This window comes from Pseudomonas sp. RW10S2 (assembly GCF_014268985.1).
In the GTDB taxonomy this organism is placed as follows: Bacteria; Pseudomonadota; Gammaproteobacteria; order Pseudomonadales; family Pseudomonadaceae; genus Aquipseudomonas; species Aquipseudomonas wayambapalatensis.
Map to the genome: position 1 here is coordinate 1 of NZ_JABWRO010000098.1, position 23,426 is coordinate 23,426.

At 63.5% G+C, this 23,426-nt stretch carries 23 protein-coding genes; 9 read left to right on the plus strand and 14 right to left on the minus strand.

All coding sequences use genetic code 11. The features are described 5' to 3' along the window. Positions 1 to 9: 9 nt before the first annotated feature. The 9 genes from HU729_RS19220 to ffh all read right to left on the minus strand — a co-directional run bounded on the left by HU729_RS19220 (position 10) and on the right by ffh (position 7,479). A complete protein-coding gene (locus tag HU729_RS19220; protein ID WP_054895086.1) occupies positions 10 to 1,314 on the minus strand; it encodes a homoserine dehydrogenase in 1,305 nt (434 codons plus the stop codon). Between the two features lie 82 nt (positions 1,315 to 1,396). Beyond that, positions 1,397 to 2,158, minus strand: coding sequence for a DsbC family protein (locus HU729_RS19225; RefSeq protein WP_186668705.1), 762 nt, complete (start codon positions 2,156 to 2,158; stop codon positions 1,397 to 1,399). Between the two features lie 155 nt (positions 2,159 to 2,313). Then, positions 2,314 to 3,210 (minus strand): site-specific tyrosine recombinase XerD, encoded by an 897-nt coding sequence (gene xerD, locus HU729_RS19230; RefSeq protein ID WP_186668707.1) that lies wholly within the window; start codon positions 3,208 to 3,210, stop codon positions 2,314 to 2,316. A gap of 155 nt (positions 3,211 to 3,365) precedes the next feature. After that, positions 3,366 to 3,779 (minus strand): acyl-CoA thioesterase, encoded by a 414-nt coding sequence (locus HU729_RS19235; protein WP_186711269.1) that lies wholly within the window; start codon positions 3,777 to 3,779, stop codon positions 3,366 to 3,368. 137 nt (positions 3,780 to 3,916) lie between these two features. Next, positions 3,917 to 4,267 (minus strand): 50S ribosomal protein L19, encoded by a 351-nt coding sequence (gene rplS, locus HU729_RS19240; protein WP_023629812.1) that lies wholly within the window; start codon positions 4,265 to 4,267, stop codon positions 3,917 to 3,919. 42 nt (positions 4,268 to 4,309) lie between these two features. Beyond that, positions 4,310 to 5,062, minus strand: coding sequence for a tRNA (guanosine(37)-N1)-methyltransferase TrmD (gene trmD, locus HU729_RS19245; protein ID WP_186711270.1), 753 nt, complete (start codon positions 5,060 to 5,062; stop codon positions 4,310 to 4,312). Positions 5,063 to 5,065: 3 nt separating this feature from the next. Continuing rightward, positions 5,066 to 5,602 (minus strand): ribosome maturation factor RimM, encoded by a 537-nt coding sequence (gene rimM / locus HU729_RS19250; protein ID WP_186711271.1) that lies wholly within the window; start codon positions 5,600 to 5,602, stop codon positions 5,066 to 5,068. Between the two features lie 5 nt (positions 5,603 to 5,607). Continuing rightward, positions 5,608 to 5,859 carry a 30S ribosomal protein S16 gene (rpsP, locus tag HU729_RS19255; protein WP_008094480.1) on the minus strand — a complete coding sequence of 84 codons (252 nt, stop codon included), beginning with the start codon at positions 5,857 to 5,859 and terminating at the stop codon, positions 5,608 to 5,610. Between the two features lie 243 nt (positions 5,860 to 6,102). Continuing rightward, positions 6,103 to 7,479 carry a signal recognition particle protein gene (gene ffh, locus HU729_RS19260; protein ID WP_063543302.1) on the minus strand — a complete coding sequence of 459 codons (1,377 nt, stop codon included), beginning with the start codon at positions 7,477 to 7,479 and terminating at the stop codon, positions 6,103 to 6,105. Positions 7,480 to 7,764: 285 nt separating this feature from the next. Between ffh and ccsA the strand changes: the two genes are divergently transcribed. The 3 genes from ccsA (at position 7,765) to HU729_RS19275 (ending at position 11,315) form a co-directional block, all read left to right on the plus strand. Then, positions 7,765 to 8,574 carry a cytochrome c biogenesis protein CcsA gene (gene ccsA / locus HU729_RS19265; RefSeq protein ID WP_186668713.1) on the plus strand — a complete coding sequence of 270 codons (810 nt, stop codon included), beginning with the start codon at positions 7,765 to 7,767 and terminating at the stop codon, positions 8,572 to 8,574. A gap of 9 nt (positions 8,575 to 8,583) precedes the next feature. Next, positions 8,584 to 9,789, plus strand: a complete 1,206-nt coding sequence (locus HU729_RS19270) for a transporter associated domain-containing protein (protein WP_186668715.1) — start codon at positions 8,584 to 8,586, stop codon at positions 9,787 to 9,789. Positions 9,790 to 10,010: 221 nt separating this feature from the next. Continuing rightward, a complete protein-coding gene (locus HU729_RS19275) occupies positions 10,011 to 11,315 on the plus strand; it encodes an MFS transporter (RefSeq protein WP_186711272.1) in 1,305 nt (434 codons plus the stop codon). Positions 11,316 to 11,403: 88 nt separating this feature from the next. Here HU729_RS19275 and purT read toward each other — a convergent pair whose 3' ends face one another. From purT to HU729_RS19300, 5 genes are all read right to left on the minus strand, one after another. Continuing rightward, entirely contained in the window at positions 11,404 to 12,585 is a 1,182-nt protein-coding gene (purT, locus tag HU729_RS19280) for a formate-dependent phosphoribosylglycinamide formyltransferase (protein WP_112897568.1), read from the minus strand. Positions 12,586 to 12,670: 85 nt separating this feature from the next. Further along, complete coding sequence (locus HU729_RS19285) at positions 12,671 to 13,138, minus strand: VUT family protein (protein ID WP_065863171.1); 468 nt, start codon at positions 13,136 to 13,138, stop codon at positions 12,671 to 12,673. A gap of 83 nt (positions 13,139 to 13,221) precedes the next feature. After that, positions 13,222 to 13,416 (minus strand): DUF1289 domain-containing protein, encoded by a 195-nt coding sequence (locus HU729_RS19290; RefSeq protein ID WP_065863172.1) that lies wholly within the window; start codon positions 13,414 to 13,416, stop codon positions 13,222 to 13,224. Beyond that, a complete protein-coding gene (locus HU729_RS19295; RefSeq protein WP_186668719.1) occupies positions 13,406 to 13,930 on the minus strand; it encodes a gamma carbonic anhydrase family protein in 525 nt (174 codons plus the stop codon). Before HU729_RS19295 ends, HU729_RS19290 begins: the two co-directional genes overlap by 11 nt. A gap of 44 nt (positions 13,931 to 13,974) precedes the next feature. Next, positions 13,975 to 14,574, minus strand: coding sequence for a CoA pyrophosphatase (locus HU729_RS19300; protein ID WP_054894676.1), 600 nt, complete (start codon positions 14,572 to 14,574; stop codon positions 13,975 to 13,977). Between the two features lie 125 nt (positions 14,575 to 14,699). On the opposite strand from HU729_RS19300, the gene HU729_RS19305 reads away from it, so the two are divergent. The 6 genes from HU729_RS19305 (at position 14,700) to HU729_RS19325 (ending at position 23,319) form a co-directional block, all read left to right on the plus strand. Next, the gene (locus tag HU729_RS19305) at positions 14,700 to 15,251 is read left to right on the plus strand and encodes an NUDIX hydrolase (RefSeq protein ID WP_186711273.1); all 552 of its coding nucleotides are present in this window, start codon (positions 14,700 to 14,702) and stop codon (positions 15,249 to 15,251) included. 19 nt (positions 15,252 to 15,270) lie between these two features. Further along, complete coding sequence (locus tag HU729_RS19310) at positions 15,271 to 15,843, plus strand: L,D-transpeptidase family protein (RefSeq protein ID WP_186711274.1); 573 nt, start codon at positions 15,271 to 15,273, stop codon at positions 15,841 to 15,843. A gap of 241 nt (positions 15,844 to 16,084) precedes the next feature. Next, positions 16,085 to 17,746, plus strand: a complete 1,662-nt coding sequence (locus tag HU729_RS19315) for a ShlB/FhaC/HecB family hemolysin secretion/activation protein (RefSeq protein WP_186711275.1) — start codon at positions 16,085 to 16,087, stop codon at positions 17,744 to 17,746. 27 nt (positions 17,747 to 17,773) lie between these two features. Beyond that, positions 17,774 to 22,315, plus strand: coding sequence for a hemagglutinin repeat-containing protein (locus HU729_RS19320; RefSeq protein ID WP_186711276.1), 4,542 nt, complete (start codon positions 17,774 to 17,776; stop codon positions 22,313 to 22,315). A 469-nt stretch (positions 22,316 to 22,784) separates the two neighbouring features. Further along, the gene (locus tag HU729_RS25885; protein WP_186720666.1) at positions 22,785 to 23,027 is read left to right on the plus strand and encodes a hypothetical protein; all 243 of its coding nucleotides are present in this window, start codon (positions 22,785 to 22,787) and stop codon (positions 23,025 to 23,027) included. A 22-nt stretch (positions 23,028 to 23,049) separates the two neighbouring features. Then, the gene (locus HU729_RS19325) at positions 23,050 to 23,319 is read left to right on the plus strand and encodes a DUF3077 domain-containing protein (protein WP_186711277.1); all 270 of its coding nucleotides are present in this window, start codon (positions 23,050 to 23,052) and stop codon (positions 23,317 to 23,319) included. Positions 23,320 to 23,426: the final 107 nt, after the last annotated feature.

Here is a 23,426-nt window from a genome sequence, read left to right on the forward strand (position 1 = left end):
CCCGCTGAATTAATTGAGCTGTTCGACGCGGATACGCACGACGTTGCCGACCACATCCTGCAGGGCTTCAAGGGCGACGATGGCATCGTTGATACGCTGCTCGACCACGCCGTGGGTCAGCAGAATCATCGGCACCAGGCCGTCCTGTTCTTCGGCTTCCTTCTGCATGATCGACTCTATGTTGATGCCACGCTCGGACAGGATGCTGGCGACCTGGGCCAGCACGCCTGGGTGATCCTTGGCCTGGATCCGCAGGTAATAGGCGCTTTCGCACGCCTCGATCGGCAGGATCGGGTGCGCCGACAGCGAATCCGGCTGGAAGGCCAGGTGCGGAACGCGGTTCTCCGGGTCGGAGGTCATGGCACGCACCACATCGACCAGGTCGGCGACCACCGACGAAGCGGTCGGCTCCATGCCGGCACCGGCGCCGTAGTAGAGCGTCGAGCCAGCAGCGTCGCCGTTGACCATCACCGCGTTCATCACGCCGTTGACGTTGGCGATCAGGCGGTCGCTCGGGATCAGCGTCGGGTGCACGCGCAGCTCGATGCCGTCGGCAGTGCGGCGGGCCACACCCAGGTGCTTGATGCGATAGCCCAGGGCTTCGGCGTAGTTGACGTCAGCAGTGGTCAGGCGGGTGATGCCCTCGGTGTAGGCCTTGTCGAACTGCAGCGGAATACCGAAGGCGATGGAGGCCAGAATGGTCAGCTTGTGCGCAGCATCGATGCCCTCGACGTCGAAGGTCGGGTCGGCCTCGGCATAGCCCAGCGCCTGGGCTTCGGCCAGCACGTCAGGGAAAGCACGGCCCTTTTCACGCATTTCGGTGAGGATGAAGTTACCGGTGCCGTTGATGATCCCGGCCAACCAGTTGATGCGGTTGGCCGACAGGCCTTCGCGGATCGCCTTGATCACCGGGATGCCGCCGGCAACCGCCGCCTCGAAGGCCACGATCACGCCCTTTTCACGGGCCTTGGCAAAAATCTCGTTGCCGTGCACGGCAATCAGCGCCTTGTTGGCGGTGACCACGTGCTTGCCGTTCTCGATGGCCTTGAGCACCAGATCGCGGGCAATGGTGTAGCCACCGATCAGCTCGATGACGATGTCGATTTCGGGGTTGGTCGCGACTTCGAACACATCAGCGGTAATGGGGGTACCGGTAATCTGGCAGTTCGGGTTCTGCGAGCGCATGGCAATCTGGGCCACTTCAATACCGCGCCCGGCACGGCGGGCAATCTCCTCGGCGTTGCGCTGAAGTACATTGAAGGTACCGCCACCGACGGTCCCCAACCCACAGATGCCTACTTTGACCGGTTTCACTGTGAACTCCCCATTGAACGGCCGGCACCTGCGCCGACCGTGAAACATGCCGTCACCCCATGACGACGGCGTATTGAATGAATTACTTGGCGGCTTGCGCCTGGCCGGCCAGGGCCAGCTTGGCCACCTGCGGTGCCGGCTGGTAGCCCGGGATCACCTGGCCGCTTTCGAGCACGATCGCCGGCGTGCCGTTGACACCGATCGACTGGCCGAGCTGGAACTGCTTGCTGACCGGGTTGGCGCACTTGGCCGCCTTGATTTCCTTGCCGTCGACCATCTTGTCCATCGCCGCGCGACGGTCACTGGAGCACCAGACAGCCTGCAGTTGCTCGTCACCCGGCGAGCCCAGGCCCTGGCGCGGGAAGGCGACATAGCGCACCTCGATACCGCGCTTGTTCAGCTCGGGCACCTCGGCGTGCAGCTTGTGGCAGTACGGGCAGGTCGTGTCGGTGAACACGGTGATGTGCGATTTGGTTTCGCCCTTGGCCGGGTAAACCACCATTTCAGTCGCAGGAATACCATTGATCAGCTTGGCGATGCCCTGGCGTTCGGTTTTCTCGGTCAGGTTGACCGGCTTGCCATCCTGGATCTGGTACAGGTAGCCCTGCATGACGAACTGGCCATCTGCGCTGGCATAGAGCACGCGACCGCCCTGCAGCTTGACTTCGTAGAGCCCGCCGACCGGGCTGGTGGCGACGCTTTCGATCGGGACTTCCAGTTCCAGTGTCTTGAGTGTGTTGCGAATGGCTTGCTCGGCACCGGCGTTGACATCGGTGGCCGCAGCGACGGCAAAGGTACTGGCCAGCGCCAGGGCGGCGGCGGCAAACATCTGGGTCACGCGCATGGGGTACTCCTGAAGGCGGACGGGGACCGGAGGACGTCGCCTGCGGAAAAAATCGCGGCGACCAGACAGTCCCTGGTGCAAACCGCTCAAGCCTACCACATCAGGCCGCGACGAAATCACTGTCTGATGGCCGCCGGGCGGAACATGAAAATCATTCATCCACGCGGATGGTGCTGGGCATGCAACTGCTGCAAACGTGCCTTGGCGACGTGGGTGTAGATCTGCGTGGTGGAAAGGTCGCTGTGCCCCAGCAGCATCTGCACCACCCTCAGGTCGGCACCATGGTTGAGCAGATGGGTGGCAAAGGCGTGACGCAAGGTATGCGGTGACAGTGGCTTGTCGATACCGGCCACGCGCGCGTGGTGCTTGATGCGGTGCCAGAACGTCTGGCGGGTCATTTCCTCGCCCCGCAGGCTGGGGAAAAGCACATCGCTGGGGCGACCGTTGAGCAGCTCGCCGCGACCGTCGCGCACGTAGCGCTCGATCCACAGTACCGCCTCCTCGCCCATCGGCACCAGACGTTCCTTGCTGCCCTTGCCCATCACCCGCAGTACACCCTGGCGCAGGTTGACCTGATCGAGGGTCAGGCTCACCAGCTCGGTGACCCGCAGGCCGCAGGCGTAGAGAACCTCGAGCATGGCTCGGTCGCGCTGGCCGATGGCTTCGGCCAGGTCGGGTGCCTTGAGCAGCGCTTCGACATCCGCTTCCGACAGGGATTTGGGCAAAGGCCTACCCAGCTGCGGCATATCGACCTGCAAGGTCGGATCGACACCAATGAGTTTCTCCCGCAGCAGATAGCGATAAAAGCCACGCACACCAGAGAGAAACCGCGCAGTGGAGCGCGGCTTGTAACCCTCATCGAAGCGCCAGGCAAGGTGGTCGAGGATCGAATCGCGGCCAGCTTCAGGCAACGCGACGCCACGCTCCTGCAACCAGCCATTGAACAGGGCCAGGTCGCTGCGGTAGGAAACGCGGGTGTTGTCGGACAGGCCTTTTTCCAGCCAGAGGGCATCGAGAAACTGATCGATCAGGGGGTGGTCCAGGGCGGGCATTCGGAGGGCTGCTGGGTGTTGAAAGTGGGCTTAGTGTTTCACAGCCGCATAATTGTTGTCTGTACCGGCCGCTTCGCGGCTAAAGCCGCTCCTACAGGGATCGCGCAGCGCCTGTGGGAGCGGCTTTAGCCGCGAAAGGGCCCGCACTGGAGAACTCAGGCCTGAGCCAGTACCGGCACCGGTCGCTTGTCCTCGTCGATGGCAACAAAGCTGAACACCCCATGAATCGCACGCTCGCGGCCGTCGAGGTACATGTTCTCGACGAACACATCGACCTGTACCTGCAAGCTGGTATTGCCCACCTTGATCACGCTGCCAACCAGCTCGACGATCGAGCCCGCCGGGATCGGGTGCTTGAAGTCGATGCGGTCGGTGGACACGGTCACCAGCGGCAGGCGACAGAAACGCGTAGCGGCGATGAACGACACCTCATCCATCCAGGCCAGCGCGGTGCCGCCAAACAAGGTGTTGTGGTGATTGGTGGTATTGGGAAATACGGCCTTGGTCACGCGAGTGATCGACAGCTCGGTACGGCGCTGGATTTCCTGGTCTCTTGGGGTGGGGGTCATGGGGTACTCGAATCGCAAGGGAATGGCAGCGGGGCGACCCGCGAAGCAGGCAACACCAATACCACAAAATGCAAAAAAGCAGCCCGAAGGCTGCTTTTTCTCTCGCAAGGCGACCAAGGCCGCCGGTCAAACTGCACTCAGGACAGTTTTTCCTTGATGCGAGCGGCTTTGCCGGACAGGTCGCGCAGGTAGTACAGCTTGGCTTTACGCACGTCACCACGACGTTTCACGGCCAGGCTGTCGATCTGTGGGCTGTAGGTCTGGAAGGTACGCTCTACGCCAACGCCGCTGGAGATTTTGCGCACGGTGAAGGCGCTGTTCAGACCGCGGTTACGCTTGGCGATAACAACGCCTTCGAACGCCTGCAGACGCGAGCGATCGCCTTCCTTCACTTTAACCTGAACGACAATGGTGTCGCCTGGTGCGAAGGTCGGGATTTCCTTGCTCATCTGCTCGGCTTCGAGCTGCTGGATGATCTTGTTGGTCATGCTGTGCTCCTAAGATGGATAACTTGATCCACCATCGATACGTTAACTATCGTCCCGCTCGCGGAGGTATTCCTCGAGCAGCTTCTTCTCTTCTCCAGAAAGCGAGCGACTTTCCAGAAGATCGGCGCGTCGTTCGAAGGTCCTACCAAGGGACTGCTTCATTCTCCAACGCCGGATGTGTGCATGGTTGCCACTTAGCAACACGTCGGGTACACGCTGATCCGCATACACCTCAGGTCGGGTGTAGTGCGGGCAATCCAGCAGACCATCGGTGAAGGAGTCTTCCTCCGCCGAGTCCACATGCCCTAAAGCTCCGGGCAGCAGCCGCGTAACCGCATCGATCAGTACCATGGCCGGCAGCTCGCCACCGGAAAGTACATAGTCACCAATCGACCACTCCTCATCGACATGAGCTTCGATAAAACGCTCGTCGATGCCTTCATAACGACCGGCGATCAGGATCAACGATTCCTGTTCGGCCAGGCCTTTGACCGCCTGCTGAGTCAGCTTGCGGCCTTGTGGCGAGAGGTAGATCACCTTCGCCGATGCTCCGGTCGCCTGCCTGGCACTGGCCAGGGCGTCTTCCAGAGGCTTGATCTTCATCACCATGCCCGGACCACCGCCAAACGGCCGATCATCCACCGTGTGGTGACGATCAGTGGTGTAGTCCCGTGGGTTCCAGCAGGTCACTTGCAGCAACCCCTGTTTCACCGCACGACTGGTAATGCCGTACTCCGTGATGGCCGAGAACATCTCGGGGAACAACGTGATGACTTCTACGCGAAGGTTACCCATCGTCTAGAAATCCGCGTCCCATTCGACTCGCATCACACCTGCTTCCAGGTCGATTGCCAGCACGCATTGCTCCGTATAGGGCAACAGACGCTCGCGATCATCCAGGCTGCCTGCGCAAGGCTTGACCACCATTACATCGTTCGCACCGGTCTCCAACAGGTGATCGACCTTGCCGAACAGTTGTTCGTCCTGGTTGACGACCTTCAGGCCCTGCAACTGGTACCAGTAGTACTCGTCGGCGGCCAGGTTGGGCAAAAGGCTCCGCGCAATGCAGATTTCGTAACCGCTCAGAAGACGGGCTTCATCGCGATCGTCGAGGCCTTTCAGTTTCACGACCAGGCCCTTCTGGGAGCCACGACCGCTGACCAGCTCGACCTGCTTTACCTTGCCTTCGTGCCGAAGCGTCCAGCGCGGATAATCCAACAGGTTTTCAATCGGATCGGTAAAGGAATACACCTTCACCTCGCCGCGAACGCCGTGAACCGAAAAAATCTTGCCAACGACGATGAGGTCGTCAGCCTTTTCTGGCGTCGCGTTCATACTGCTCAGGCAGCAGCCTTGGCAGCGTCCTTCAGCAGCTGAGCAACACGCTCAGACGGCTGCGCGCCCTGGCTCAGCCAGTAGGTGACGCGTTCCTGGTTGACCGACAGCTTGACTTCGGCGCCCGAGGCGATCGGGTTGAAGAAGCCAACGCGCTCAACGAAACGGCCGTCACGGGCGTTACGCGAGTTGGTCACGGTCAGGTGGTAGAAAGGGCGCTTTTTCGAGCCGCCACGGGCCAGACGAATGGTTACCATGTGAACATCGTTCCTATAGTCGGTACTGCAGTCAGTGCTGCAAATCTGAATGCCAAATAGGCACACGGGTGCCCAAAAGGCCGCATATTCTCAGGGAATACACGGACATTTGCAAATGGCTTTTTCGCAAGAGCCATGCAAAGCAATCCAGACCTGCCGCTTAAGCCGCTGTTTTGCGGCGCTTTCCCGCCGAGGCGGGGTCTGCCTGGCCGCCTTGAAATCAAGGCGACCAAGCGGATTCAGTTACAGCTTCGGCATGCCGCCGCCCGGCAGCATCCCGCCCAGGCCACGCATCATCTTGGCCATGCCGCCCTTGGCGGAGAATTTCTTCATCATCTTCTGCATCTGCTTGTGCTGCTTGATCAGTCGGCCGATATCCTGCACCTGCGTGCCGGAGCCCAAGGCGATACGGCGCTTGCGCGAACCGCTGATCAGGTCAGGGTCGCGACGTTCGGCAGGGGTCATGGAGTTGATGATCGCCTCCATCTGCTTGAACTGTTTCTCGGCCGCGCCCTGGGCATTGCCCATCTGCGACAGGTTGACGCCACCGATGCTGGGCAGCTTGTCCATCAGGCCACCCAGGCCGCCCATGTTCTTCATCTGCTGCAACTGGTCGCGGAAGTCTTCGAGATCGAAGCCCTTGCCCTTCTTCAGCTTCTTGGCCAGCTTGTCGGCCTTGGCCTTGTCAATGTTCTGCTCGGCCTGCTCGATCAGGCTGAGCACGTCACCCATGCCGAGGATGCGCGAGGCGATGCGGTCAGGGTGGAAAGGCTCGAGGGCTTCGGTCTTCTCGCCCATACCGATGAACTTGATCGGCTTGCCGGTGATGGCGCGCACCGACAGCGCGGCACCGCCACGGGCATCACCATCGACCTTGGTCAGCACCACGCCGGTCAGCGGCAGCGCCTCGCCAAAGGCCTTGGCGGTATTGGCGGCGTCCTGGCCGGTCATGGCATCGACCACGAACAGCGTCTCGACCGGCTTGACCGCCGCGTGCAGGGCCTTGATCTCGTCCATCATGTCGGCGTCGATGTGCAGACGGCCGGCGGTGTCGAGGATGACCACGTCGATGAACTTGATCTTGGCTTCGCGAATCGCCGCCTCGGCGATATCGACCGGCTTCTGGCTGATATCGGACGGGAAGAAGGTCACGCCGATGTCGTTGGCCAGGGTTTCGAGCTGCTTGATCGCCGCCGGGCGGTAGACGTCGGCGGACACCACCATGACGGTCTTTTTCTTGCGCTCTTTAAGGAAGCGCGCCAGCTTGCCGGCGGTGGTGGTCTTACCGGCGCCCTGCAGGCCCGCCATCAACACCACGGCTGGCGGAGCCGCATTGAGCGCGAGGTCTTCGTTGGCCGCGCCCATCAGGCTTTCCAGTTCGGCCTGGACGATCTTCACGAAGGCCTGGCCCGGCGTCAGGCTGCGCGACACCTCTGTGCCGACCGCGCGCTCCTTGATGCTGTTGACGAAGTCCTTGACCACCGGCAGGGCGACGTCGGCCTCGAGCAGGGCCATGCGCACTTCACGCAACGTGTCCTTGATGTTCTCTTCGGTCAGCTTGGCCTTGCCGGTGACATGGCGCAGCGTCTGTGACAGGCGGTCGGTCAGGTTTTCGAACATGGTGATCCTTTCAGGCCCAATAAAGCCGAGGTTGTTCAGGCGCCCTGGCGGATATCCACACGCGCAGGGCACAGCAAGCCGGGCATTATAACGGAGAGCGGCGACGGCGCACACCTTGGCGCTGAGCGGCAGCGGCGGCGGCCTTTTCGCTGGCAAGTCACAGCGCCGAACCGCCGCCTCCATGAAACCTTGAGCCCGCGAAAAGGCCGACACGGCCTGCAGTCTTCCTAGGCAACCGCGTTCTATGCCAAACTCCCCTCCTTTAGGGCTCGCCTACCAGGACCTATGCTCTCCTCACCCAGCCTCATCCCCAACCTGATCGCGGCCATCCTTTATATTGCTGCGACCGCCTATCAAGGCTCGCGCCTGGCACAGGGTGCCAAGGTCGACAAACGCCTGCTCGGCCTGTTGGGCGTGATTGCCGTTGTCGCACAGACCGGCGCCCTGTTCTTCCAGTTGCTCACCCCACTGGGCCTGAGCCTCGACTTCTTCAGCGCCGCCAGCCTGATCGCCACCGCGGTGATCGCCCTGACGCTGCTCGCCTGCCTGAGCATTCCGGTGGAGAACCTGCTGGTGCTGCTGTTCCCGCTGGGTGCAGTGACAGCGCTGCTGGCACAGTTCGCGCCAGCCGGCACCGTGCCGCTGGTCAATGAAGAGCCCGGCATCCTGGCGCATATCCTGCTGTCGATCCTCGCCTATGGCCTGTTCACCATCGCCGTGGTCCAGGCCCTGCTGCTGTTGCTCCAGGACCACCAGCTCAAGCACAAGCACCCCTCGGGACTGATCCGCAACTTCCCCCCACTGCAAACAATGGAAAGCCTGCTGTTCGGCTTCCTCTGGGCGGGCTGGATCCTCCTGTCGCTGTCGCTGATCTCCGGCTGGCTGTTCTTCGAGAACCTGTTCGCCCAGCACCTGGTGCACAAGACCTCGCTGTCGTGCCTGGCCTGGATCGTGTTCAGCGTCCTGCTGTGGGGGCGCAATCGCCTGGGATGGCGCGGGCACAAGGCGATCCGCTGGACCCTGGCGGGTTTCTGCCTGCTGATGCTGGCCTACTTCGGCAGCAAGCTGGTCCGCGAATTCATCCTGCACATCTGACGGGCAATCATGGACACTTTGCCGTACGCCCCGCTGCTCGGCACCCTGATACTGGCGTTGCTGTGGTCGGCGCTGTTCAGTGCGGTCGAGGCCGCCCGCCAGCAACTCAACGGCCACGCCCGCTCCAGCGAGACAGAAGCCCCCACCCTGCCCGCCCAGGCACTGGTCCTTTGCGCCAGCCTCGGCAAGTTGCTGGTGCTGGGCCTGGCCTGCCTGATCGGCCAGCGCTACAGCGGCGAACATGGCTTCTGGCTGGCCGGGCTCTGTGCCACGCTGACGCTGCTGGTGCTGGCCGAGTACCTGCCGCGGCGCCTGGCACGACGCAACCCGCACGCCTTCGCCAGCCTCGGTGGCAGCCTGCTCAAGCTGCCACTGGCAGCGCTGCAGCCGCTGGCCTGCCTGCTCGACGGCATGGCCAAAGTGATCCTGCGCCCGTTCCGCGTGCAGCCTACCGCCGTCGCCCTGCACCCACAGGACGAAGACGCCCTGGATGACGACGAGCCGCACGAAACCCCACGCCAGGGCCTGATCGAGGGCCTGCAAGCGCTGGACAGGATTACCGTCAACGACATCCTGGTCCCGCGCAACGAAGTCGATGGCATCAACCTCGACGACCCGATCGAACAGATCATCGAACAACTGATCCTCAGCCGCCACACCCGCCTGCCCGTCTATCACAACGACATCAACCAGGTCGAAGCGATCCTCAACACCAAGCTCATCAGCCACCTGCTGCCACGCGCCGAACTGACCCTGGAGAAACTCCAGGCCGCCTGCTACGAGCCCTACTTCGTCCCGGAAAGCACTCCACTGCAACTGCAACTGCTGAACTTCCACAAGCAGCAGCGGCGCATGGGCGTGGTCGTGGACGAGTACGGCGAAGTGCTGGGGATCGTGACGCTCGAAGACATCCTTGAAGAAATAGTCGGCGAGTTCGAGGACGAGCAGAGCCTGGACAACCCCCATATCCATCCCCAGCCCGATGGCCGCTTCATCATCGAAGGCACCGCCTCGCTGCGCGAGCTCAACCGCAGCCTGGGCTGGCACCTGCCCTGCGACGGCGGCCCGAAAACCCTCAACGGCCTGGTCACCGAAGCACTGGAAAGCATCCCGGCAAGCGCGGTTTGCCTGAAAGTCGGACGCTACCGCCTGGAAATCCTCGAAACCGAGGACAATTGCGCCAGCAAGGTACTGGTCTGGACCGTAACCCGATAGCTATACTCGGGCCACGCTTACCCAGCCCTGCCGTCCCGCCTGCTACCCGCACCCGGCGCCCCACGGCCAGTCCGCCTCACTGACGTGCCAGCGGCCCTGCGTCCTATCCCGAACAGCGTCCGCGCCCTGCCACCCCGGGGCCCTCGTCAGCCTGGCGAACCACAACAATACGCTGCGGCCCGCCTGATCGGCCGCGCGAACGACTGTTCAGGGACCTACGCATGACAACCAGCAACACCTACGCCGAACCTGTCTCGGCGACCCCGGTCAATTCGCCCGCCCGGGTCGCCACCGCCAGCTTCATCGGCACCGCCATCGAGTTCTACGATTTCTACGTGTACGCCACGGCTGCGGCGCTGGTGATCGGTCCGGTGTTCTTCCCGTCCGGCTCAGGCACCGCGCAGATGCTTGCAGCCTTCCTCACCTTCGGTATCGCCTTCCTCGCCCGACCGCTGGGCTCGGCCCTGTTCGGCCACTTCGGTGATCGCATCGGGCGCAAGTCGACCCTGGTCGCCTCGTTGCTGCTGATGGGGGTGTCCACCACACTGATCGGTGTCCTGCCAGGCTATGACAGCATCGGCGTATGGGCCCCGATCATTCTCTGCGTGCTGCGCTTCGGCCAGGGGCTGGGATTGGGCGGCGAATGGGGCGGGGCAGCCCTGCTCGCCACCGAGAACGCACCGCCCGGCAAGCGCGCCTGGTTCGGCATGTTCCCGCAGTTGGGCCCGTCGATTGGCTTCCTCGCCGCCAACGGTCTGTTCCTGACCCTGGCACTGGTGCTCAGCGACGAGCAGTTCCGTGAATGGGGCTGGCGCATTCCGTTCCTGCTCAGCGCTGCATTGGTGCTGGTGGGCCTTTACGTACGCCTGAAGCTCGAGGAAAGCCCGGTCTTCGCCAAGGCCGTGGCCCGTCAAGAGCGGGTGAAAATGCCGGTGGTCGACCTGTTCGCCAAGTACTGGATGCCCACCTTGCTGGGCGCTGCGGCGATGGTGGTGTGCTACGCACTGTTCTACATCTCCACGGTGTTCTCGCTCAGCTATGGCGTCTCCACACTCGGCTACAGTCGCGAAACCTTCCTCGGCCTGCTGTGCTTCGCCGTGGTGTTCATGGCCCTGGCTACGCCGCTGTCGGCCTGGCTCAGCGACCGCTATGGGCGCAAGCCGGTGCTGATCGTCGGTGGGCTGCTGGCGATTGCCTCAGGCTTCACCATGGAACCCCTGCTGACCTCGGGTTCCACTGCCGGCGTGGCGCTGTTCCTGGCGATCGAACTGTTCCTGATGGGCGTGACCTTCGCCCCGATGGGCGCGCTGCTGCCTGAGCTGTTCCCGACCCACGTGCGTTACACCGGGGCCTCGGCGGCCTACAACCTGGGCGGCATCGTCGGCGCCTCGGCGGCACCGTTCTTTGCCCAGCAACTGGTGAGCATGGGTGGTTTGAGCTGGGTGGGGGGATATGTATCGGTGGCGGCGGTGATCAGCCTGATTGCAGTGCTGTGCCTGAAGGAAACTCGCCATACCGAGCTTTGAGCAGTTGGGGCAAGCCCGCTCCCGCAGGAATCCGTAGGAGCGGGCTTGCCCGCGAATGGGCTGCGCAGCAGCCCCGTGCGATCTCAGATCAGAACTCGACCTTCACCGCCTGCGAAGCACGGGTCGCCTTGGCGCGCGCCGCTTCGACCGACTCGTCGCGGGCCAGGCACACACCCATGCGGCGGGTGCCGTTGATTTCCGGCTTGCCGAACAGGCGAATGGCGGTGTCCGGCTCGCTCAGCGCTGCGCCGAGGTTGGCAAAGCTGGTCTGCTGCGACTGGCCTTCGGGCAGGATCACGGCCGAGGCCGACGGACCGAACTGACGCACCACCGGGATCGGCAGGCCAAGAATCGCACGTGCATGCAGGGCGAACTGCGACAGGTCCTGGGAAATCAGGGTGACCAGACCGGTGTCATGCGGACGTGGCGACACTTCGCTGAACCACACCTGGTCGCCCTTGACGAACAGCTCGACGCCGAACAGGCCACGACCACCCAGCGCATCGGTGACCGCCTGAGCCACACGCTGCGACTCAGCCAGCGCCTTCGGGCTCATGGCCTGGGGCTGCCAGGACTCCTGGTAGTCGCCCTTCTCCTGACGGTGACCGACCGGCGCGAGGAAGGTGGTGCCGCCCACATGACGCACGGTCAGCAGGGTGATTTCGTACTCGAAATCAATGAAACCCTCGACGATCACCCGGCCCTTGCCAGCACGCCCACCTTCCTGGGCGTAGTCCCAGGCTTTCTGCAGGTCGGCATCACTGCGCAGCAGGCTCTGGCCCTTGCCCGACGAGCTCATTACCGGCTTTACCACGCACGGATAGCCAACATCGGCCACGCCCTTGGCGAAGTCTTCATAAGTGTCGGCGAAGTGGTAGGGCGAGGTCGGCAGCTCCAGCTCTTCGGCAGCCAGGCGACGAATTCCTTCGCGGTTCATGGTCAGCTGAGTGGCGCGGGCGGTCGGCACCACGTTGAAACCTTCGTTCTCCAGCTCGACCAGCGTGGCGGTGGCGATGGCCTCGATTTCCGGCACGATGTAGTGCGGTTTTTCAGCCTCGATCACCGCACGCAGGGCGACGCCGTCGAGCATGTTGATCACATGGCTGCGGTGCGCGACCTGCATGGCAGGCGCGTTGGCGTAACGGTCCACGGCGATCACCTCGACGCCCAGGCGCTGCAGCTCGATCACCACTTCCTTGCCCAGCTCGCCGCAGCCACACAGCAGTACGCGGGTCGCGGTCGGCGACAATGGGGTTCCGATACGGGTCATTTCAGGTCCTCGAAGGCGTCCGGGGCGCGCCGGCTGGTGCTGCCCGCTGAAAAAGGACCGGTATTCTACATCAATCGGGCGCGGATCAACCCACCGCCAGCGCGCGTCGCGCCCGCCACGCCATGATCAGCCAGACCGCCGTCACACCAGCAAACTTCGAGGCCATCGCTGTGCCGATCACGGCAGGCGTCAGTGCACCGATCATGCCGAAGAAGATGAAGGTGTCCACCGGGATGCTCAGCGCCGAGCTCAGCCACAGGCGGTCACGCAGGGGTCTGCGAGTGACGCTGAACACCAGCCAGTCAATCAGTTCGGACACGAAGAACGCCGTAGCGCTGGCCAGGGCGATGGCCGGCTCCGAAGTCGCGTAGGACAGCACCAGCGCCGCCAGCATCGCGATCAGTGCGCCATGCCCGTAACGGGTCTGCACCATGTCACGCAGGATGAACACCAGCCCGCCCCAGGCGGACCAGATCACGTCCAGGTGCGGAGCGCTGGAGAAGGCGTAGTTGATGAGCACCACGCTGCTGATGTAGGCGATGAGGTAGAACATGATCCGGAGATTCGAGGGGCAAGCCCGACAGATTAGCGCCAGCCCCATCGTGGGACAAGTCGCAGCGGCAAACCGCCGCTAGCTCAACCGATCACCAACCCCGCCGCCACGGCCCGCTCATGGCACAGCTTGATCACCGCCCGGCGCTCGTCATTGTCCATCCGTGCCCACCGGGTGATCTCCTGCACCGTACGCTGGCAACCGATGCAGATGTCCTGCTCATCCAGCGCACAGACGTTCACGCACGGCGAGGCGACCGGCCGCTCGTCAGTCTTCATCGACCACCAGCTCCCGCGCATAGCGCTCGGCGTTGTGCACATAGTGCGCGGCGCTGGCTTCGAGCATGCGCTTCTGCTGCTCGGTCAGCTCGCGCACCACCTTGCCCGGCGAGCCCATCACCAGCGAACCGTCGGGAATCTCCTTGCCTTCCGGGATCAGCGCATTGGCGCCGATGATGCAGTGCTTGCCGATCCGCGCACCGTTGAGGATGACCGCATTGATGCCGACCAGGCTGTAGTCGCCGACGCTGCAGCCATGCAGCATGGCGTTGTGGCCAATGGTCACGCCCTTGCCCAGGGTCAGCGGCGACCCCATGTCGGTGTGCATGACGGTACCGTCCTGGACATTGCTGTCCTCGCCGATGTCGATCAGCTCGATGTCGCCGCGCAGCACGGCGCCGAACCAAACACTGGCCCGGGCCTGCAGGCGCACCTTGCCGATCAAGGTGGCAGTGGGGGCAGCCCAACTGCTGGGATGGGCTTCGACCCGCAGGTCGCCCAAGCGGTATTTCATGTCGTGTTCCTCACGGTTGAACGCAGTCGGCGGGTGAACCCCGCTCAGTTCTGGATAAAGCGCTCTGGCGGCTGGTGCAGGCTGATACCGGCGTCGAACAGCACGTTGACCAGCTCGACGATCATGATCGCCGACAGCCCCCAGATCTTGTAGTCGCCATAACGGTAGCTGGGCACGTACCAACTGCGCCCCTGGTAGTCGATGCGATGGGTGTGGTCGCGTGGGTCCTGGCGAAAAAACGACAGAGGGACGTTGAAGACCGCGGCGATTTCGGCATCGTTGGGCTGGTACTCGACGTAATCCGGAATCAGCCCGACGAACGGCGTTACCTTCAGCCCGTGCAACGAAATCAGCGGGCTCAGGGGGCCGATCACCTCGACCAACCCCGGCGGCAGGCCGATTTCCTCCTCGGCTTCGCGCAGGGCGGTGAACACCAGGTCCGGGTCCTCCGGATCGCGGCGCCCTCCGGGAAAGGCCACCTCGCCACCATGGGTGGAAAGCCCCTTGGCACGCAGAGTGAGCACCAGCTCGGGCTCTTCGCTACGGGTAATGGGCAGCAGCACCGCCGCCTCGGGAAAACGGCGATCCGCCTCCAGTGACGCAGGGGTATGGTTGCTCATTCGGCGAAGAAGCTCGTCCAGCATTACGCACTCTCGATTCCAAGGCCTGCCTTGCATGATGCACCAAAGCCGCGAGGCACCCAAGCCCCGACGGCTTGCGACAACCCCGTCGGCCGCGCCAAGATAGCCGCTCACACAGGAATAAAAGCATGAAATTCTGCAGCGCGTGCGGCCAACCGGTCATTCAGCAGATTCCCGAGGGCGACAGCCGCCTGCGGTACGTCTGCCCCTCCTGCCAGACCATCCACTACCAGAACCCCAACATCGTCGCAGGCGTCTTGCCGATCTGGGGCAGCCAGGTGTTGCTGTGTCGCCGCGCCATCGAGCCCCGCCGCGGCTTCTGGACCCTGCCCGCCGGCTTTATGGAGAACGGCGAAACCCTTGACCAGGCCGCTCGTCGCGAGACCGTCGAGGAAGCCTGCGCACGCGTCGGCCCAACCACCCTCTACCAGTTGTTCGACCTGCCGCACATCAACCAGGTGCACGTGTTCTTCCGCGCAGAGCTCGCCGACCTGGACTTCGACGTCGGTGTCGAGAGCCTGGAAGTGCGGTTGTTCGAAGAGCATGAAATACCCTGGAACGAACTGGCTTTCCGCACCGTCACGCGGACACTAGAATGCTATTATCGCGACCGCATCGGGCAGCAGTACCCCATAGGCCATGAATACCTGCCGCCGATGAACGTTTCGTCGTCCACCTAGCTATTTCAGGATACGTTTCATGCGCTGGTTGCTTGCCCTCTTCTGCTTGTGCGTTGCATCGGTGTCCCAGGCGGCGTTCACCGAGACCATCATTCGCAAGCCCCTGCCCGCGACCACGTCGCAGGGCACGCAGCCCCAGGCCAGGCCTGTGCAAAGCAGCAGCCAGCCGCAGATCGACAAGGTGCTGGTGCTCAAGTCAGAGCGGCGCCTGCAATTGATCAGCCGCGGCGAGCCACTCAAGACCTACCGCATCTCACTGGGCAAACAACCCAAGGGCGCCAAGGAGCGCGAAGGCGACAAGCGCACCCCTGAAGGCTTCTACTGGCTCGACTGGCGCAAGGTCAGCGACCGCTACAACCTGGCCATGCACATCTCCTACCCAAACATCAGCGACGCCGCCAAGGCGCGCCGCGAAGGGGTCAATGCCGGCAGCATGATCATGATCCACGGCACACCGATCAACGAAGAATACCCGGAGTGGTACTTCCACACCCTCGACTGGACCGAAGGCTGCATCGCCATGCGCAACGACGACATGCGTGAAGTGTGGAGCATGGTCAAGGACGGGACCATGATCGAGATTCGCCCCTGAGCCCTCGGGCTCACCCTTGCAGTTCCCACTTCCCCAGCGTGAAGCCCGCCCGCGCCTGAGAAAGACGGCGCAGGCTGACGGCGCGTCCTACATTTTCAGCAAGTCCTCAGAATATCCCGACTCAAAAAGGTTATTTGCCTGATACCCATACAGGCAATGTATCGCATCCAAACGACTGTTCGAATTTTTAGAATCCACGCAAACGAGTACTTGAACCGTACGACCTCTGCGGAATTCTTCGATGGCGAACACCCCGTTTCCGGCTATCTGCCTTTCAATCATCAGTGCATTGCTCGCGCTGCTGACCAGCTCGGTTGCCCTTGCAGCCGATACCGCCAGCGAGCAGCTACGCGACCAGCAACGCGAGCTTCAGCAATTGCAGCAACAGCAGCGGCTGGAGCACTGGCAGCGCCGCCCTGCCCCGCAAGGATCAGGGCAGCCGGCACCATCGGCAACCCCTTCAGCCCAATGCTGGCCGGTCAGCGGCCTGCGCCTGAGCGGCAACGTGCGCATCACCAACGCCACGCTCGAACAGAGCCTGCGCCCGCTGCTGCACTCGTGCATGACTGCGCACGCCATCAACCGACTGCTCCTGGCAATCACCGAAGGCTACGTAAGGGCGGGGTATCCGGCAAGCCGCCCTTATCTGAGACATCCCCCCAAGGCTGGCGCCCCCCTCGACATCGTCATCGTCGAAGGCTTCGTCGAGAGTATCGAGTTGGATACTGCGCTGCCGCTGTCGCTGGCCGGTGCCTTTCCCGACATGCTCGGCCATCCACTGTACCTGCCCGACCTGGAGCAAGGGCTCGATCAACTGAACCGACTGCGCGCCTATGACCTGGGCGCCAACCTGTTGCCCGGCGACGTACCCGGCGGTACGCGGATACAACTCGAACCACGCCGGATCGGTTCGCGCTGGCATCTGGACAGCCGCCTCGACAACCGCGGCAGCGCACTCACCGGCCGCCATCGCCTGAACCTGAGCCTCGGCCTGGACAGCCCGCTGGGGCTGAACGACGACCTGCGCCTGTCATTGAACTCCAGTGTCTTCCAGGCACCGGGGCGCAGCCAGGGGGCCAGCCTCTACTACAGCGTTCCCTACGGCCCCTGGACCTTCGCCCTGAACGCCAGCCAGCTCAGCTACCGCGCACCGCTACCCGGCAACCGCCTCAGCAGCCGGGGCAGCAGCAGCCTGCGAGGGCTGAGTGCCGACCGCATGCTGTGGCGCAACCAGCAGGGCATGCTCAACGCCAGCCTGCGCCTTGACCACAAACGCGTGGGCAACTGGCTCGGCCCGCTTAAGATCGCCCAGCAGAGCCCGACACTCACCACCCTCGAGGCGGGCCTCAACCTGCTCTGGCTCGAAGGCGGCCTGTGGAACGCCTATGTCGGCGTCGCCCAAGGCGTGGATCTGTTCGGTGCCGACCGCGCACCGCTTGGCCGCAAGAGCGCCGAGCCTGGTTTTCGCAAGTACCGCGCCAACCTCCTGTACCTGCACCCGGGGCCCTGGCGCTGGCAGAGCGAACTGAACCTGCAATACAGCCCCGACCGCCTGCCGGCCATCGAACAGCTTGCCCTCTCCGACGACCTCGCCGTGCGCGGCTTTCGCCAGCACAGCGTCTCCGGCGCCAGCGGTGCGGTGTGGCGCAACACCTTGAGCCACACCCTTCCCCTCAGCCTGCCCCTGGAAATCCGCCCGCACCTCGGGCTGGACCTGGGCTGGACGCGCTTCGATCACGGCAGCAGCTCGCAACGCCTGAGCGGGGCCGTGCTCGGCGTGGTACTGGGCACGCCGGGCAATCGCCTGCGCCTGGACTACCAGCGCGCGCTGAGTGCCAGCGACCGATCACGCAGCACCCTGGAGCCTGGCTTCTGGGTGTTCGAATGGACCTTGAAGATCTGATTCACCCACAACAAGAGAGACAACCCCGTGAACGATAAAAAGCCCCGCAAAGCGACCACCCCCGACGCCCTGCGCTGGAGCATATTTCTCACACTGGCAGCCGCCTCACCGGCCCTGCTCGCCCAAGGCAGCCTGCAACCGGCTCCTGGACCGGGCGGCACCCCGCTGATCAACGACGCCCATGGCGTGCCGGTCATCGAGATCGTCGCACCCAACGCCAGCGGCTTGTCGCACAACCAGTTCCTGAACTACAACATCGGCCAGGCGGGTGCGGTGCTCAACAACGCCCTGCAGGCCGGCCAGTCGCAACTGGCAGGCGCCCTGGCCGCCAACCCGCAGTTCCAGGGGCAGGCTGCCTCGACCATCCTCAACGAAGTGATCAGCCGCAACGCCTCGCTGATCGAAGGCCCACAGGAAATCTTCGGCCGCCCCGCCGACTACATCCTCGCCAACAGCAATGGCATCACCCTCAATGGTGGCAGCTTCATCAACACTACCCGCGCCGGTTTCCTGGTCGGTGATGTGCAGCTCGAGGACGGCCGCGTGCGCCTGCTCGACTCACGCAACGCCCATGGCACCCTCAGCGTGCTCGACGGTGGCCAGAGCAACGATGGCGGCGCCCTCGAACTGATCGCCCCGCGCATCGACAGCAAGGGTACGCTCAAGACCCGCGACGACCTGCAGTTGATTGCCGGACGCAACCGCATCGACGCCAGCAACGGCCAGGTCCTCGAACACCTGCCAGGCACCCCGGCGAGCATCGATGCCAGCCTGTTCGGCGCCATGTACGCCGGCCGCATCCGCGTGGTCAGCACGGCCGAGGGCGCGGGCGTGCGAATCGGCGCCATCGACATGCACGGGTACGATGGCATCCAGGTCCAGTCGGCCGGCGGGCTGCACATCGGTGACGACAGCACGCGCAACGCCGCGCTGCGCAGCCGCAAGGGCGACCTCGACCTCAGCGCCAGCGGCGACCTGAGGCTGCAGGCCGTCACGGGCGAGGGCAAATCGATCAACGTCAATGCGGGCCAGAAACTCACGCTGGATACCACAGCCCGGGAAAACATCGAACGTGACCGTAAGTCATGGGACAAGAAGTGGCTGTTCGTCACCACCGAGACCTACGAACGCAACACCACCGAGACCGAGCGCACGCTCACCGGCACGCACTTGCAAGCCGATGACCGCCTGGCGCTGAAGTCCGGCGACGACATGCAACTGGTAGCGGCCACCCTCAAGGCCGGCGGCGAACTCAACCTCGACAGCGCGACCAACCTGAGCATCGAAGCCGGCAAGCAGAGCCGACGTGTCGAAGAGCAGGTACGCCATCGCAAGCACCTGTGGCGGGGTGACAGCGACAGCGACCAGTACCAGCAGACCGCCAAACCCAGCGACCTGCAGGGGGGCGAGCTGATCGCCAAGGCTGGTGAGGCACTCAAGGTCCAGGGCAGCCGGATGCACAGCGAGGGCGACATGGCGCTGTCGGCAAGCCAGGTCGACATCGCCACCACGGCCCTGGAGGCACGCGGCACACAACGCGACTACCGGGGCGACCTGGTTTCCGGCAGCTTCTTCGGCGACCGCGAAGGCAAGGACAATACCGCCCAGCAGGTCGCCGGCAGTGTGATCACCTCGGGCGCCAACCTGAACGTCACCGCCGGACAGGTCAGGGTCAAGGGCAGCACCATCGCCAGCGAAGGCGAATCGGTGCTCTACGGTGACAAGGGCAAACTGGTGATCGAAGCCGACCACAGCCGCTCCAGCACCACCGACAAACAGAGCGACAGCAAGCTGTTCGGCCTGATCGGCCACGACCGCAGCCACAGCGCCAACCAGGAGAAGGTGCTGGCAAGCGACGTCAGTTCGAAAAGCGACCTGCGCCTGGCCAGCGCCGAAGAGTTGCGCATCCAGGGCGCCAAGGTCGAGGCCGGTCGGCAGCTCAAGATCGAAGCCAAGGGCGACCTCATCGTCGAGAGTGCGCAGGCACGCAGCGACAGCAAGACCGACACGCAACAACGCTCACTCACCGCCAGCGCCCGCCAGACCGCCAACGCCAAGGACGACAAGCCCGGATCTCGCCAGTACGAGGCTGGAGTCGGCTATGCGGTCGTCAGCACACACAGCCAGCAACGCGTGACCGAACAGGTGGGCAGCGAGCTCAAGGGCGGCTCGGTCGAACTGCAAAGCGGTGCACACCTGCAGGTCAATGGCTCGAAAGTCACCGCCACTACTGGCGACCTCGCGTTGCAAGGGCAACGGATCACACTCGGCGCCACCCACAACGACCACCAGACAGACACCCAGAGCACCGACAGCGGTGGCAGCCTGGTCGTGACCGGCGGCATCGACCGAATCGGCAGCCTCTTCGAGGGGCATCATCAGAAGGAGACCGTGCGTGAGCGCGACAGCAAGGTACAACGCAGCGAATTGCAGGCAGGTGGCGATGTGAAGATCGACACAGGGACGTTGGTGACCGAGGCCGCACGCGTCGACGCTGGCAAGGCGTTGCTGGTCAAGGCCAAGGAGATCGAGAACCGAGCGGTACAGGATGTGCACGAACGCGAGCAGCGCAATGACAACTGGCGTGGCACCCTCGGTGCCAGCCTCGAATACCGCGACCTGACCCGGCCCATCGAGCGCCTGATACTCGGCGAGGAAGCCGCGCGCTTCCAGCAGGCCTCGCCCGAGGACGCGATGGCCGCACCCAGCGTCGGCGGCGACATGACCGTGGACCATCTGAAGCGCCTGGAAAACCAGCGCCGCGGTATCGCCCAGGTCAGCGAGCTGTCCGGTGCCAGCGTCAAAGTCGAAGCCGAGCGCATCGACGATCAAGGCACGGCCTGGCGCGCCAATGAGGGCCTGCTGGCGATCACCGCCAACCAGCATCATCAACGTGCGGCGGTCGACGAGCAGTCGCGCCTCGTCGAGCAATTGGCCGTTGGCGGTGACATGCGGGTCGACACCAGTACCGGCAACGACCTCAATGTGCGCGCCAGCGCTAAAGGTGGCTCGTCGAACAGCGAAGACAGCACCCGCAACGCCCGAGTCGGCAGCCTCTATGGGCAAACGGGTATCCAGGTCCAACTGGGCGCCGACGGCCTGTACGAAGGTACGCGCATCAACGCCGGCAACGGCGACCTCAGCATCACCAGCAACGGCAAGCTCTTGCTGAGCGCAGCTCACGACCAGCGCTCCGAACACCAGCGCCAGACCGACGGCAATGCCTGGGCCAAGGTGGGCAACCGCCCCGGCAGTACCGGTGTCGAGGGTCGCGGCTACCTTGACCTGACCGAGCTCCAGCGCCAGGAAAGCAAGGCCCAGGTCGGCCAGATCGACGCCAAGGGCAAGGTGCTGCTCAGCAGCGGCGCCGACCTTATCCTCGAAGGCACTCGCATCGGCAGCCGCGAAGCACCGACTGGCGGCATCGAACTGGACAGCGCCGGGCTGTTGCAGGTCAAGGCGGCCCACGACAGCCAGCAGGCCAGCGGCCACAACCTCGGCGGCGGGCTCGAGCTGGCAGCCAAGTTCGGCACGGGCAAAGGCGGCGCACTGGGTGGTCACTTCGCCAATGGCAAGCTCAACGAGAAGGCCAGCCAGGCAGTCGATGCCCGCTTCGACACCCAAGGCACCCTGCAGATCAGTAGCCGTGCACGCGACGATATCGCCCTGCATCTCCAGGGCCTGCAAGCCTCGGCCGCGCAGATCAAGCTGGAGGCCAGCAAGGGTGGCATGCTGGTCGAAGCCTCGTCCGACAAGGAGCAGCGCGACAACCTGGAGATCACTGCCGGTGCCGGTTTCAGGCTCAACCGCGGCGAAACCCCGGACAAGGATATCCGCGGCCTGCACGGGCGGGTGCAGGTCAATCTCGACAAGCGCGACAACCAGACCTGGAATGCCAGCACCTTGCGCGCTGACCGCATCGAGCTGGCAAGCCAAGGTGACACCCGCATCGAGGGCGCAAGCCTGGACGCCGACCGGATCCGCGGCGACATCGGTGGCGACCTGCTGCTGGCCAGCCGCAAGGATCGCGTCGACACACTGGTCGTCAAGGCCGACGCCCGTCTGAGCCACGAGAAGAATCCCCAGGGTTATCTCGATGCTGCCGGAGCCCTCTCCGGCCCAGCGGCAGGCAAGGTCACCGAGAAGGTTGGCCCGACGCTGAGCAAGGTGGACCCGAAGCTGTCGCCGACCGTGAAAGTCGAGGTGTCCCACACCCAGCGCGACACCGTCGCTCACCAGGCCACGCTCAAGGGCAATGAAGGCGTCGAATTGAAGGTCGGTGGCCAGGCGCGTCTGGTCGGGGCACGGATCCAGTCGAGCGCTGGTGACGTCGATCTGCAGGCCCAGTCGGTCAGCCGCGAAACGCTCACGGGTCGCGACTACCAGCGCAATGTCTCGGTGGACTTCTCCAACTCGCCGGTCGACATGGGTACGGCCATTGCGGAACTGTCCAAGAGCAAGGGCGCGGCGGATGGTGAGAATGCGCTGGACCTGGGGCTGCTGCGCACCAGCGGGCATAGCCGCAGTGAGGAGTGGGTGTCGAATGTCGGGAGCAAAGGTGCGCGCTGATCGTTGAGTGCAGGAGCAGGGAGATCCTGTAGGAGCGGGCTGGTCCCGCGATGGCAACACCGCGGTGGATGGCACCGGCTATGCCGGTGTTCGCGGGCAAGCCCGCTCCTACAAGGGGGTGGCGTAGGTGCCTGGTATTCCTGGCGTCGCCTATGCGTATCGCATCCTTCGAAAATCAGAAAATACGCCTTTCCTGTAGTCCATTTCCCAAAGATACTCCCGGCGCCTTTTTTCCGTTGCGGCTCCTGGGGCAGCGCTCTAGTCTCGGCGCGTCGTTGCACATCAACGACACAGCTTTGACAGGCTGTGACGGTAAATAGCATATGGCCAAACCTTGATGGCGGCTGTACGTGCGGGCACGCTCGCGTGCGCCGGAACTTTGCTATTTCCGCCGGTCTGTCAACCCACGTACAGCTGCCACCCTTCTGTTTGACAGCAGGTAGGTGGCCGCACATGAAGGTAAATAGCTATGTTAAAGATCGTCCCCGACCCACCTCACAACAACCACTCTCTCGAAGACACCATCATCCAAGCCACCGAGTACGCACTCTGCGCACAAACCGTGGCCCATCAAGCGGTCCTCCTCCAACCCAAGTCCCCCGTCTCGCTCCTGGTAATGGCTGCCATTCATGAAATGGAAGCGCTAAGGATTTTGCTGGAGTCGGCTTTGATACAGATTCAGATGCCGGCAGAGCCGCAGACAGCTCACTAAGCGGTTTTCGGGAGATGAAGGGATGGATACAAGCGACACCACACCGAACACCACCGTTGGCAAGACTCGGTTCTACCAAGGCAAGGGTCTGACCCAGCCGCTGTTCTGCATCGAGCCGGGCATCCCGTGCGAGCGTGCACGCGAGCAGGCTTCGGAGTTGATGGGGTACGTGCGCGACATGACCTTGAGCGCAGTGATGGATGAGAACCCGCAACTGGTCTGGGCTTCGTATTACCTGAGCGCATTGGCCAAGGCATTGATGGACGATGCGGAGCTGGGGATGCGCCGGTAGAGGCGGGTTTATCGGATCTGGAGCTGAGTGGGTTGCGGGAGATTCTGTCTGGCTCAAATCTAAAGGTCTAGTCCAATCCCTGTAGGAGCGGGCTTGCCCGCGAAAAA